The 11,992-nt window shown below is 56.4% G+C and carries 11 protein-coding genes; 4 read left to right on the forward strand and 7 right to left on the reverse strand.

What is annotated here, in order from left to right; translation table 11 throughout:
* The first annotated feature begins 61 nt into the window (after positions 1-61).
* Complete coding sequence (locus LD28_RS0104855; protein WP_156120107.1) at positions 62-817, forward strand: hypothetical protein; 756 nt, start codon at positions 62-64, stop codon at positions 815-817.
* Positions 818-1,292: 475 nt separating this feature from the next.
* On the opposite strand, the gene LD28_RS0104860 is transcribed toward LD28_RS0104855, so the two are convergent.
* The gene (locus LD28_RS0104860) at positions 1,293-2,144 is read right to left on the reverse strand and encodes an AbaSI family restriction endonuclease (RefSeq protein ID WP_033135893.1); all 852 of its coding nucleotides are present in this window, start codon (positions 2,142-2,144) and stop codon (positions 1,293-1,295) included.
* A 990-nt stretch (positions 2,145-3,134) separates the two neighbouring features.
* Here LD28_RS0104860 and LD28_RS22845 point away from each other — a divergent pair.
* The gene (locus LD28_RS22845) at positions 3,135-3,992 is read left to right on the forward strand and encodes a hypothetical protein (RefSeq protein WP_156120108.1); all 858 of its coding nucleotides are present in this window, start codon (positions 3,135-3,137) and stop codon (positions 3,990-3,992) included.
* 85 nt (positions 3,993-4,077) lie between these two features.
* Here LD28_RS22845 and glyS read toward each other — a convergent pair whose 3' ends face one another.
* Both glyS and glyQ read right to left on the reverse strand, forming a co-directional pair.
* Positions 4,078-6,147, reverse strand: coding sequence for a glycine--tRNA ligase subunit beta (glyS, locus tag LD28_RS0104870; protein WP_033135885.1), 2,070 nt, complete (start codon positions 6,145-6,147; stop codon positions 4,078-4,080).
* Positions 6,148-6,156: 9 nt separating this feature from the next.
* Complete coding sequence (gene glyQ, locus LD28_RS0104875; protein ID WP_033135886.1) at positions 6,157-7,080, reverse strand: glycine--tRNA ligase subunit alpha; 924 nt, start codon at positions 7,078-7,080, stop codon at positions 6,157-6,159.
* A gap of 222 nt (positions 7,081-7,302) precedes the next feature.
* Between glyQ and LD28_RS0104880 the strand changes: the two genes are divergently transcribed.
* Positions 7,303-7,881 carry a DNA-3-methyladenine glycosylase I gene (locus LD28_RS0104880; RefSeq protein ID WP_033135887.1) on the forward strand — a complete coding sequence of 193 codons (579 nt, stop codon included), beginning with the start codon at positions 7,303-7,305 and terminating at the stop codon, positions 7,879-7,881.
* A 78-nt stretch (positions 7,882-7,959) separates the two neighbouring features.
* Here LD28_RS0104880 and LD28_RS0104885 read toward each other — a convergent pair whose 3' ends face one another.
* The gene (locus LD28_RS0104885) at positions 7,960-9,996 is read right to left on the reverse strand and encodes a bacteriohemerythrin (protein WP_033135888.1); all 2,037 of its coding nucleotides are present in this window, start codon (positions 9,994-9,996) and stop codon (positions 7,960-7,962) included.
* A 255-nt stretch (positions 9,997-10,251) separates the two neighbouring features.
* Between LD28_RS0104885 and LD28_RS0104890 the strand changes: the two genes are divergently transcribed.
* Positions 10,252-10,908 carry an OmpA family lipoprotein gene (locus LD28_RS0104890; protein WP_033135889.1) on the forward strand — a complete coding sequence of 219 codons (657 nt, stop codon included), beginning with the start codon at positions 10,252-10,254 and terminating at the stop codon, positions 10,906-10,908.
* Between the two features lie 143 nt (positions 10,909-11,051).
* Here LD28_RS0104890 and LD28_RS0104895 read toward each other — a convergent pair whose 3' ends face one another.
* From LD28_RS0104895 to tusA, 3 genes are read right to left on the reverse strand one after another with little or no spacing between them, the layout of a single operon-like run.
* Entirely contained in the window at positions 11,052-11,159 is a 108-nt protein-coding gene (locus LD28_RS0104895) for a RidA family protein (protein ID WP_017783254.1), read from the reverse strand.
* A gap of 10 nt (positions 11,160-11,169) precedes the next feature.
* Positions 11,170-11,517, reverse strand: coding sequence for a RidA family protein (locus LD28_RS0104900; RefSeq protein ID WP_033135890.1), 348 nt, complete (start codon positions 11,515-11,517; stop codon positions 11,170-11,172).
* Positions 11,518-11,538: 21 nt separating this feature from the next.
* Positions 11,539-11,784 (reverse strand): sulfurtransferase TusA, encoded by a 246-nt coding sequence (gene tusA / locus LD28_RS0104905; RefSeq protein ID WP_005339470.1) that lies wholly within the window; start codon positions 11,782-11,784, stop codon positions 11,539-11,541.
* Between the last annotated feature and the right edge of the window lie 208 nt (positions 11,785-11,992).

An 11,992-nucleotide genomic window follows, 5' to 3' on the forward strand; every position in this document is an offset into this window, starting at 1 on the left:
GCCGCCGGGAGGCTGACAGTCTGGCAATCCTGCGCCAGCTGCCGAATCTGGAACCGAGAGCGTGAAACCCACCAATAAATCCCTGCTGTCACTGCCCGTTCGGCAGGTCAGCCCGATAGCCCTTACCCCGTCGTCCGGCGCAGCCAAGAGCAGTGCGCTCGCGCCTGCTTGCGATACCGTGCCAGCCACGGCTGTGCCCTCTGCGTTATCCCCGGCTGCGACGCCTGTTACCACCCTCGCCGGGCCTGCCGTTGCGACAGGGACGAGGCAGCAAGAGGAGCGGGCAGAGGTGCAGGGAGATGCCCAACCACAGGGGCAGCCGATCCCGGCAGCTCGCGCCAGCACCACGCTGGTTGGCGCGCTGATCTGCACCAGTCTGGCGCTGCTGGCCTCGCTCACCTTTATTGCCCGCTCGCACCTTGCCACCCTCCCCCTCGCGGCAAGCGGCCTGCAACCGCTGGCGGAGATCGGCGTGGCCGATATTGACCCGCCCGAGGTCGTGTATGCCATAGAGCTGGCCTTTCCGCCGCGTGAAACGGTCATCCCGCAGCCGGTGGTCGCTCGCCGCGCACAACCGGCCAAGCTCAAGATCGGCGTCTACAAGCAGACGCACAACGTCGAGAAGTGGCGCCGCTGGGCGCGCCAGCAGAACGTCACCTTCGAGGCGGTACAAAAGAGCCGGGATGGCGAGCCCCACTACGTCCTCTATCTGTGCGAGCAGGACCCGGCCCGGGTCGACCAGCTCAAGCTCGACGTGGCCCGCATCAGCGGCGAAACCCCGCTGCTGGTACGGCGGGCATCCAGTGCCAGCATTTAGGGCATGTCGGTGTGGCTGAGGGGCCAGTCGGTCATGATGCCGCTTCGCTTAGCGAGCCCCTGGGTTATCCCTGCGGATCGGGGGACCCCTTGGCGGCGTCCGCGAGGGCTGCCAGTGGGCTGTAAAGCGGCCAACCGGCTCGCTATAAGCTGAATTTATGGATTTGTGTTAAATGACCCAATTTTAACTTATACCGACATCCATCCACTCCAAATGCCGCTTTGGGCCCGTCCGCGGCCCGCAAAGGGCAATGGCCGATCAGCGCCAAGCAGCATGCACCGCAAACCACCGCCGTTTGTCGGCTCGAGTCGCGCTGCGTTATCGGGCGATCGAGATGCTGTTGTTCCGGTTATTGCGTGAGTCAGGGTTGGCCAGCCGGAGGAGAAATGCGGCTGGCCGATATGGCGGGAGAGTCGATTTACGCGAACGTCCGATTACGCCTGACGGCTAATCGAACCTACGAGTTTAATTGACTTCAGTCTTTGGGTTTATATGTCTTGACTCTGCTTGCGATACGATCCCAAACCAAGCCCGTTGTGAAGTTGGTCTGTTCAATATTAAGAACGTATTTTCCTTTGAATCTATATTTTGTCTTGCCAAAATTATCTTTTACTTTCGCAAATACAATTCTGGTGTGGATCCCATCGTCTATTGTTTTTAATATGTGGGCTTTAGCTTTTTCATTATCGATATTCCTCTCGTAAATAGTGGTTTCATCATCAGATATATTATTTTCCCACTCCCCGTTTGGAAATAACTTGGGAAACCAAATGATAGTATTTTCTTCTATCCCGTGAGAGGCACCCCCTCGTTGCCACCCCGCATAGTTATGACCGAAGCAGTTTACTGCACTCACTATTTTATCGAAGGCCACATCATCACTTAAGTCAATATAACCGCGTTCTATATATGTCTTGGATGATTGTTCCATTTCCATGTCCCATTTAATAAAGTTGGATTTCTGCTGTTTCATTTTCCTGATTAGAAGAACAGCTTGATCTATGTCCTCGTGGAGTTTGTCAATTCCTCTTGAGGTGTCAATTCTTATAATCTGATGTCCAGTGGCATTGATAATGTCATTTTCTCTTAGCCGATCCTGTTCAACTTGCGTCAAATGGTGAGGCTCATCGACTTCAATATGTAGTGATAATTGAGGGAAGTATAGGTCTGTCAACGCTCTACCATATGGCCTTGCTACATATTGTTGAGTGATGATTTTGATTTCCAAATCATTCAGCAGATGCCAAATTCGAGTTATGACATAATTTTCGAATCGCTTTCCTCTCGTTCGTTCCAGTTGCCAGGAGATAAAATCCAGTTTTTCCATGCTGCAGCCTAATTGCATTTAATGTAATTAATATATATATCTTTAGCTTATTGTTCAACTATATAATAGGGTAGGCCAAGTAATATGGGATGTTTTAGCTTAAAAAGAAAGCGATTTGCAACAGTTGTAAATATATCTATCAACAAAAACTCAACCTGCATACCAGCAGGTTGAGACTGATGTTCGATAAATGTTGAGTTTCGTGACGCTCGGTGCCCATTTGCATACACCGCATCTCACCGTCTGATGCAGGTTTGATGAGCGAAGCCCAATCGGACACACGAGACACGGTTGTTCCAGCGGCCAGTCAGAGGTGGGATAGGGCTTGCCGTTATCATGGAAGAATCGATTTACGCGAATGTTCGATTACGCCTGACGGCGAATCAAACCTGCGGGTTTACGTACCGGCATTTACCCGGCTTCTTGCAAGATTGGTGGCAATGGCAGGTGAGGATGAATCCGCTCGTTTGCCAGAGATCGGGCGATGGCCTGCTGGCACCCGTAAACGCCACTGGTGGCTGCCAACTCAGCCAAGGTAGTTTGTATAAACAAAATTTATGGGTTTTCGGATAATGACCCAATTTTTACTTATGCATGTTTGCAGTGTGCCCCGATGCCGCAGCTTGGCCCATCCACGGCCCGCAAAGGGCAATGGCCGATCTTGAACAACCGGCATATAGCGCCAGCCAATGCCCTGCAGGTTCGATTAGCGCAGCGTAATCGGACGAACGAGAGGCTTTGGTTGCGGTTGTTGCTGCGTAGCAAAGGTGGCCAGCCGGAGGGAGAAATGCGGCTGGCTGTTATGGCGGGAGAATCCATTTACGCGAACGTCCGATTACGCCTGCGGCTAATAGAACCTACGGATTCTTGCCACCGAATCGAAATTACGAGTAAGTTAAGGGCTCCATGGTGCCCAAAATGCAGGTATCCCAGTGTTCACTTAAGAAATAAAATTTGCAGTGGTTTTGAATTGTTAACATTGAGGGAAATATGACACTTATTGTTGCTGGTTATAATTCACAGGCTTTACATGTGGGCGATAATGGAATTTTCGTTGTGTCAGACTCTAGTATTACTAGCGGTGGAAGAATTCTAGTTAGAGGGTTTAAAAAAGTTATAGAAATGCCAATTCGAGTTATGCGGCCATTATTCAATGATGGATGGTTTCATAATTATTATGGTTTTCAATATGAGGGGGCATGTTTAATTGCTTTTGCAGGTAGTACTTTAGTCGCTCAACACATTATTAATTCAATAAAAAATCATTTGTCGGAGTTGTATCCTATTCATGAAAATGGAGAATACTTACTGGCTATGTCTTGTGAGAAAGAACGGCTCTTACATAACAATGTATATTGTGAAGAAGATATGTTTCTTGATGAGCATGTAATTCCAACAATTACTCTGAGTTTTCTTTCTGATGTAGTTGAGCATTCAATACAGGCTGTATTGGATCATGCGAAGAAACATGATGGGATGAAGGATAATTTCACTGCATTCAAAGCTGAGTTTATATTTGGCGCACGATGTCCATCTACAAATGAATTAGGCTTGTTTCAGTTCGAAATAATAGAGGATGAAATTCGTGGGGCATTGGTAAAAAAGACCAAAGTGTCAAAGGGCGATATCGCTGTCATTGGAATGAGAACCCTCTATGCTGCTGATGCACAAATAGAATTTAACGACGCGCTAGAAAATAGGGAGAGTGTTGAAATTAAAATGCTTAACTTCGTGTCTAAAGCCATAGACTCACAAAATGAAATAGGTGTATTTGATATAGGTAAACCATGTGCTTTATATAAATTCAACGGCGGAACAGTCAAGTTATGTGAGAGAATTACAGAATGAAAGGTAAGAATGTGGCATATGGATGATATTTTATAAAAAACGGCGCCTTTCGGCGCCGTTTTTATTATCACTTACCCCACCAAGATCACTGCAGCAGGGAGATATCCGCGACTTGCAGGAACAGGTTGCGCAGGTTGTTCAGCAGCGCCAGACGGTTGGCCTTGAGGGCCTCGTTGTCGGCCATCACCATCACCTCGTTGAAGAAGGTGTCGACCGGCTCGCGCAGGGCGGCCAGACGGGTGAGGGCAGCCTGATAGTCACCGGCGGCGAACAGCGGGGCCAGTTCGGCTTGCAGGGCAGCAACCTGGGTGGCCAGCGCCTTCTCGGCAGCATCGACCAGCAGTTCCGGTTTGACGGCAGTCGGCAGTTCGCCTTCGACCTTGGCCAGAATGTTGCTCACGCGCTTGTTGGCAGCAGCCAGTGCCAGTGCGGCATCCAGGGTGCGGAAGTGGCTGACGGCCTTGACGCGACGATCGAAGTCGAGCGGACGGGTCGGGCGGCGGGCCAGTACGGCCAGCACCACGTCGGCACCGATGCCTTCGTCCTGATAGGCAGCGCGGAAGCGGCCCAGCATAAAGTCGACCACGTCGGTAACGACGGTTTTGTTGGTCAGCTTGTCGCCGTAGACGCGTACCGCTTCTTCAACCAGTTCAACCAGATCCAGATCCAGCTGCTTCTCGGTCATGATGCGCAGGGCACCGATGGCGGCGCGACGCAGGGCGAACGGGTCCTTGTCACCCTTGGGCAGCATGCCGATGCCGAAGATACCGGCCAGAGTGTCGAACTTGTCGGCCAGCGCGACGGCGCAGGCAACCAGACCGGACGGCAGGGCATCACCGGCAAAGCGCGGCATGTACTGCTCGTTGAGGGCCACGGCCACCGCTTCGTCTTCGCCATCGTGACGGGCGTAGTGCATCCCCATGACACCCTGGGTGTCGGTGAACTCGCCGACCATGTTGGTCATCAGGTCACACTTGGAGAGCAGACCGGCACGCTTGGCCTGAGTCACGTCGGCGCCGATACGCTCGGCGATAAAGCCGGCGACGGTCTCGATGCGCTCGACCTTGGCCTTGACGGTGCCCAGCTGCTGCTGGAACAGCACGGTTTCAAGGCGCGGCAGGCGGGAGGCCAGAGTCTGTTTGAGGTCAGTCTTGAAGAAGAACTCGGCGTCAGAGAGACGGGGGCGAACCACCTTCTCGTTGCCGCTGATGATCTGGCTCGGGTCTTTGGACTCGATGTTGGTGACGAAGATGAACTTCGGCAGCAGCTTGCCGTTCTTGTCGTAGACCGGGAAGTACTTCTGGTCACCCTTCATGGTGTGCACCAGCGCTTCAGCCGGCACGGCCAGGAACTTCTCTTCGAAGTTGGCGGTCAGCACCACCGGCCACTCGACCAGTGCGGTGACCTCTTCCAGCAGGGCGTCGTCCAGATCGGCCACGCCACCAAAGGCGGCAGCGGCCGCTTCGGCGTCAGCCTTGATCTTGGCCTTGCGCGCCATAAAGTCGGCAATCACCATGCCGCGCTCCTGCAGGATCTGCGGGTACTGGCTGGCGTTGTCGATGGTGAACTCGGGCTCGCCCATAAAGCGGTGACCGCGAAGGGTGCGGGCAGAGTCGATACCCAGAATGTGAGCGGGAACCAGCTCCCCATCCAGCAGCAGGGTCACGGTGAAGACCGGACGCACGAACTGGATGGTCTTGTCGCCCCAGCGCATCATTTTCGGGATCGGCAGCTTGGCCAGTGCGGAGGCGACCAGCTCGCCCAGCAGATCTTTGGCCGGACGGCCTTCGACCTTGGCGGTGTGGACCAGCCACTCGCCCTTGTCGGTGACCAGACGCTCGGCCTGTTCAACGGTGATGCCGTTGCCACGGGCCCAGCCTTCGGCAGCCTTGGTCGGCTTGCCTTCGGCATCGAACGCCTGAGAGACGGCCGGGCCGCGCTTCTCGACGCTCTTGCTCGGCTGTTCGCCGGCCAGCTCGCTTACCTTGAGGGCCAGACGGCGCGGTGAGGCAAACCACTCGACGTCGCCGAAGGCCAGATCGGCCTTGGTCAGTTCGCTTTTGAGGTTGTCGGCAAAGGCTTCGGCCAGGGAGCGCAGGGCTTTGGGCGGCAGCTCAGCAGTACCGATCTCTACCAGAAATGTATGTTGTGCCATGTCCGTTCCTTAACCTTGCTTGTTCTCACTGCGCTGACACATAGGGAAGCCCAGCGCTTCGCGGGAGGCGTAGTAGGCCTCTGCCACGGCCTTGGTCAGGGTGCGAATGCGCAGGATGTAGCGCTGACGCTCGGTGACCGAGATGGCCTTGCGGGCATCCAGCAGGTTGAAGGAGTGAGCGGCTTTGAGGATGCGCTCGTAGGCAGGCAGCGGCAGCGGTTTTTCCAGTGCCAGCAGGTGCTGGGCTTCCTTCTCGTACTGCTCGAAGCAGTGGAACAGGAAATCTACATCGGCGTGTTCGAAGTTGTAGGTGGATTGCTCCACTTCGTTCTGGTGGAACACGTCGCCGTAGGTGGTCTTGCCCAGCGGGCCGTCAGACCAGACCAGATCGTAGACGCTGTCCACGCCCTGAATGTACATGGCCAGACGCTCGAGACCGTAGGTGATCTCGCCGGTGACCGGCTTGCACTCGAGGCCGCCAACCTGCTGGAAGTAGGTGAACTGGGTCACTTCCATGCCGTTCAGCCACACTTCCCAACCCAGACCCCAGGCACCCAGTGTCGGGTTTTCCCAGTTGTCTTCCACGAAGCGGATGTCGTGGATTTCAGGATCCATGCCCAGCTCTTTCAGGGAGCCCAGATAGAGTTCCTGAATGTTGTCGGGGGAAGGCTTGATGATCACCTGGAACTGGTAGTAGTGCTGCAGGCGGTTCGGGTTTTCACCGTAGCGGCCGTCAGTCGGACGGCGGGACGGTTGTACGTAGGCGCAGGCGATGGGCTCCGGGCCCAGGGCACGCAGACAGGTCATGGGGTGGGAAGTACCGGCACCCACTTCCATATCCAGCGGCTGAATGATGGTACAGCCCTGGCGGGACCAATAGTCCTGCAGCTGCAGGATCAGGCCCTGAAAGGTTTTGACATCGAATTTTTGCATAATTTTTTTCGCGCGAAATGAAAATCAGAGCAAGATTTGCTGAATGTGAACCGAGGGAGTATACCGTCTGGCATGGTCGGATAATAGGCGAAATTGCAGCGGATTCGCGGGATGGTGCTGCGCTGTGGCTGGTCGGGCGGGATGTCCGGTATATGATGTGAGCAGTGCCGCCTGCAGAGTGGGCAGGGTCGGGGAAGCCGCTGAAATAACGAGGGAGAGGAAATGGAACTGCGCTGCGCCTGGGTGACCAAGGACCCGGAATACATTGAATACCATGACAAACAGTGGGGCAGGCCGGTCTATGACGCCCGCGAGCTGTTTGCCAAGCTCTGCCTCGATGGCCAGCAGGCGGGGCTGTCGTGGATCACCATCCTCAAGCGCACCGAGAGCTATTACCGCGCCTATGCCGACTTTGATCCGCAGCGTATCGTGCAGTTCGACGAGCAGGATGTGGAGCGGCTGATGCAGGACAGCGGCATCATCCGCAACCGGCTCAAGGTGCAGTCGATCATCAAAAACGCCCGCGCCCTGCTGGCGCTGGAGGCTGAAGGCATCGACTTCGTCGATTATCTGTGGAGCTTTGTCGGCGGCGCCCCCATCGTCCACCAGCGGCAGGGCAATGGCGATATTCCGGCGACCTCGCCGGAGTCGGATGCCATGTCGAAAGCGCTCAAGAAACGCGGTTTTACCTTCGTCGGCAGCACCATCTGCTACGCCTTTATGCAGGCGGTGGGGATGGTGAACGATCATCTGGTCAGCTGCCCCTGCCACGCCGAATGCCAGCAGGCTGCCCACACATAGTTCTGTCAAACCAGTCCCGAAAACAACAATGCCAGTCATGGCTGACTGGCATTGTTGTTTTCGGAAGGTGAGGGGCGGTTACTCCACCCCCGCATGGATCATGCATTCGCTGTACTGCTTGTCGACCTTGAAGATGTGGTTGAGCAGCCAGTTCTTCAGAAAGATGATCAGCTCCATGTTGAGATCCTGCTCGTCGGTATCCTCGCGCCGGATCAGGGTATCCAGCTCGCTCAGCAGCTTGGTGTGCTCCTGCTTGTGGCGCTGCAACTCGGGGTAACGGGCTCGCTCCATGCTGCGCTCCTCATCGGCAAAGTGCTGGACGGCCAGTTTCAGCAACTCGTCCAGCCGCTGCTTGCGTTGCGGAGCCGGGCTGTTCTCCCGTACCGCGTGGTAGAAGCGGTTCATCGCCTCGAACAACCCCTGATGCTGCCGATCCACGCTGGCCACGCGCACCATAAAGGCTTCGTTCCAGTGCAGCAGATCGTGCTCGTGGCCACTGAGGTCCCGTTGGCTCACCTCGAACTGCTCGCTGATAAGATTGATCTCTTCGTTGGCCTGGTTCAGATCCCGGGTGTGAGCGCGGCTCTCGCGGGCAAGATCCAGACATTCGCGGGCAATATTGGCAACCTGCATGACGTTACGGTTGGTCTCTTCGGCGACCTGCGCCTGTTGCTCGGCTGCCGTGGCGATCTGGTTGTTCATATCGGCCACCCGGGTAATGGCGGTGACGATGGCGCCAAGGGTTTCACCGGTGCCGGCAGCCTGATTGACCGCCTGTTCGCTGACGTTGCGGGTGGTGTGCATGGTGTTGACCGCGTGGCGGGTGTTGTGCTGCAGCGCTTCGATCCGCTTCTGGATATCGACGGTGGCGGTCTGGGTGCGGGTCGCCAGCTGGCGCACCTCGTCGGCCACCACCGCAAAACCGCGTCCCTGTTCACCAGCGCGTGCCGCTTCGATGGCGGCATTGAGCGCCAGCAGGTTGGTCTGCTCCGAGATGGTGCTGATCACCTGCAGTATGTTGCCGATCTGGCTGCTCTCCTGATCCAGCTGGGTCACCTCACCGGCGGATTGTTCGATATGGGTGGCCACCTGACGGATCAGGGTGATGGTGTGGCTCACCTGCTGCTGGCCATCGTGAGCCTGCTGCTGGGTGAGCAGGGTGTCCTGGCTGGCTTGCTCGGTGTTGTGTTCGATGTTGTGGACGGTGGCGGTCATTTCATTGATGGCGGTCGCCAGCAGATCGGTATTCTGCTGGGCCTGCTGCATGCTGTTGAGGGTGCTGCCGGAGAGCTTCATCAGCAGCGCCATCTTGTCGTGGGTCTGGTTGGAGACCTGCTGTACCGAGCCGATCAGGCTGTCGATATTGTCGAGAAAGCGGTTGAAGACGGTGGCGAGATAGGCGAACTCGTCCTGCCCCTGGCTACGCAGCCGGAAGGTGAGGTTGTGACTGTGGTTGGCCAGCTCAACCAGCTGTGCCATCAGATGTTGCAGTGGTCGCACCGTCTTGAGATAGATTAACAGCAGCATCAGCAGAATGATGGTCAGGCTGATCACCAGCAGCAGCAGATCCTGGGTTTGCAACGCGTTGCTCTGGTCTTCAATCGCCGTTTCCTGGCGCATTAGCTGTTGCTGCTGCTGAACCAGCGCCCCTTCCACCTGACTGGCAATGGTATCGGTTATCGCATCAAACCCCTCTCCCGGCTGTTTCATCAAGTGGTTGCCCGCTTCGCGTCCCTCCTTGAGGTAGGCATCGACCATCTGTTTGCCGACCTCGAGCTGGCGGGTGAGCTGGGGGGTGAGGGCGCTTTGCAGCTGCGGCAGGGTGGCGAGCAACTGCCGGGCAGCCTGTGCGTGTTGCTCGGCTTCGGAGATGGAGTCCTGTTCTCCCGAGACGGCGGCATCGGTCAGAAACTGCTGCACCTGAGTGGTGTGATAGCGCAGCTCCTGCAGGGTGATTTGCCGGTTGGCACTGCTGATCAGCGCTTCCGGCAGTTGCCCGAGCCGATCGGTCAGGGTACTGCGCCAGATGCCGCCAAGCACCATGGTGAGCAGGATGACGAGGCCCGCCCCCAGCAGCAGGCGCCGGATCGAGAGGTTATGAAGCAGTGCAGACATGGAAAGACCCCTGAAACCTATTGATGGTGCTTTCAATAGTAGTCAATAGCACCACATCAGGGCTTGCCGTTTCTGACCTGGAATTGCCTCATATGGAGCCTTGTGGTGCTCGACTCATATCCAGTGCGGCTTGGCATAAGGGTGGCCATCCGCCAGAAGGGGGCGCAATCAGCATGCTGACGTCACACCTTGGCATGCCTTTGGAGTAGAATGCGCGCTCTCCGGTTTAGAGTCGGTTTTTTCAGAGGTTTTTTCATGCATTTCAAGACAATTGTTCCAGCTGTTGCGCTGGCCGTAGCCCTGAGCGGCTGTACCACCAACCCCTACACAGGTGAATCCCAGACCTCCAAAGGGGCCTGGGGCGCGCTGGCCGGTGCCGCTGCCGGTGCGGCCGTGGGTGCCCTCTCTTCCAGCAAGGGTGATCGCAAGAAGGGTATCCTGACTGGCGTGGCAGCCGGTGCGGCGCTGGGCGGTGGTATCGGTTACTACATGGATGTGCAGGAAGCCAAGCTGCGCGAGAAGCTGCAAGGCACTGGCGTCAGCGTGACCCGCAATGGCAATGAGTTGATCCTCAACATGCCGAACAACGTCACCTTCGACAGCTCCAGCGCCCAGCTGAAAGCGGCCGGTGCCAACACCCTCTCTGGCGTCGCCATGGTGGTCGCCGAGTTCGACAAGACCCGCCTGAACGTGGTCGGTCACACCGATAGCACCGGTTCCCGCGATCTGAACATGAAGCTCTCCCGCGAACGCGCCGATGCCGTTGCCGCCCAGCTGATTGGCCAGGGCGTAGCAGGCAGCCGTATCTCCACCACCGGCGTAGGCCCGGATCAGCCGGTTGCCACCAACAGCACCGCTGCTGGCAAAGCCCAGAACCGCCGCGTGACCATTACCCTGACCCCGACTGCCTAAGTCGTCCGGTTTCGGTAACGAAAAGGCCCCGCCAGTGATGGCGGGGCCTTTCTATTTGAGCCGTTGCGAGCAATCGCGCCTTGTTCTTTGCTCCCTTCTCCCCTTGTGGGAGAAGGGCTGGGGATGAGGGGGATAACCGTCTCTTAGACAGCCGCAGTCAGCTGCACTTCGACCTTGTAGCCTTCGTGGGCCAGACGGGCCTGCACGCAAGCGCGGACCGGTGCGGTGTTGGCGTCAGGGGATCCAGGCATCCCGTTTTGCTTAGACAGCCGCAGTCAGCTGCACTTCCACCTTGTAGCCTTCGTGGGCCAAGCGGGCCTGTACGCAGGCGCGGACCGGTGCGGTGCCAGCCGGGATCCAGGCATCCCACTGCTCGTTGAAGGCAGCGATATCCTGAATGTCTTTGAGATAGATATTGGCCATCAGGATCTTGTCGACGCCGGAGCCGTTGGCTTCCAGCAGGCACTGCAGGCTCTCAAGCACTTCGCGGGTCTGCTGGTGGATGTCGGCCTCTTCGCTGACGGGTACTTCCACCACATAGAGGGTGCCATTGTGGATGACCACGTCTGACCAGCGCTGGGTGGTGCCGATTCGGGTAATGGTTGTCATGGAGTGCTCCGGTACGGGGGCTTATTGACCCTTGCGGATCAGATAGCGGTAGGGGGCCTGCTCTGTCTCGCTGGCGACAAGGGTGTGATCCATAAAGCGGCAGAAACTGGGGATGTCGCGGGTGGTTGAAGGATCGTCGGCGCTGACCAGCAGGGTCTCGCCATCCGCCATCAGCCGCACTTTCTTGCGCACCATCATCACGGGTTCCGGGCAACGAAGCCCGATTGCGTCCAACTCATGAGTTGCACCACAGAATAAATCACTCATCTATTATCAACCTTCAACCTATTCGGCTGCCAATGATACTCAGGGCTAAAAAATAATCAAACAATCGACCGTTCAATCAGCATATGTAACCGAAATGTTATTGGCCCCTATCCAGCTTGCGCCGGACGAGTAATATAAAAATTGAACCATATTCAACAAGGAGGTGAATATGCAGGTCTCCTACGGCAGATTACAGGCCTATGCAGGC

This window comes from Aeromonas finlandensis (assembly GCF_000764645.1).
In the GTDB taxonomy this organism is placed as follows: Bacteria; Pseudomonadota; Gammaproteobacteria; order Enterobacterales; family Aeromonadaceae; genus Aeromonas; species Aeromonas finlandensis.

Excerpts from the sequence above, each read along its gene's own strand:
- LD28_RS0104900 (WP_033135890.1), bottom strand. The coding sequence starts at position 11,517 with ATGACAACCATTACCCGAATCGGCACCACCCAGCGCTGGTCAGACGTG.
- LD28_RS0104860 (WP_033135893.1), bottom strand. The coding sequence starts at position 2,144 with ATGGAAAAACTGGATTTTATCTCCTGGCAACTGGAACGAACGAGAGGA.
- tusA (WP_005339470.1), bottom strand. The coding sequence starts at position 11,784 with ATGAGTGATTTATTCTGTGGTGCAACTCATGAGTTGGACGCAATCGGG.
- LD28_RS0104895 (WP_017783254.1), bottom strand. The coding sequence starts at position 11,159 with ATGCCTGGATCCCCTGACGCCAACACCGCACCGGTCCGCGCTTGCGTG.
- LD28_RS0104890 (WP_033135889.1), top strand. The coding sequence starts at position 10,252 with ATGCATTTCAAGACAATTGTTCCAGCTGTTGCGCTGGCCGTAGCCCTG.
- LD28_RS22845 (WP_156120108.1), top strand. The coding sequence starts at position 3,135 with ATGACACTTATTGTTGCTGGTTATAATTCACAGGCTTTACATGTGGGC.
- glyQ (WP_033135886.1), bottom strand. The coding sequence starts at position 7,080 with ATGCAAAAATTCGATGTCAAAACCTTTCAGGGCCTGATCCTGCAGCTG.
- LD28_RS0104880 (WP_033135887.1), top strand. The coding sequence starts at position 7,303 with ATGGAACTGCGCTGCGCCTGGGTGACCAAGGACCCGGAATACATTGAA.
- LD28_RS0104885 (WP_033135888.1), bottom strand. The coding sequence starts at position 9,996 with ATGTCTGCACTGCTTCATAACCTCTCGATCCGGCGCCTGCTGCTGGGG.
- glyS (WP_033135885.1), bottom strand. The coding sequence starts at position 6,147 with ATGGCACAACATACATTTCTGGTAGAGATCGGTACTGCTGAGCTGCCG.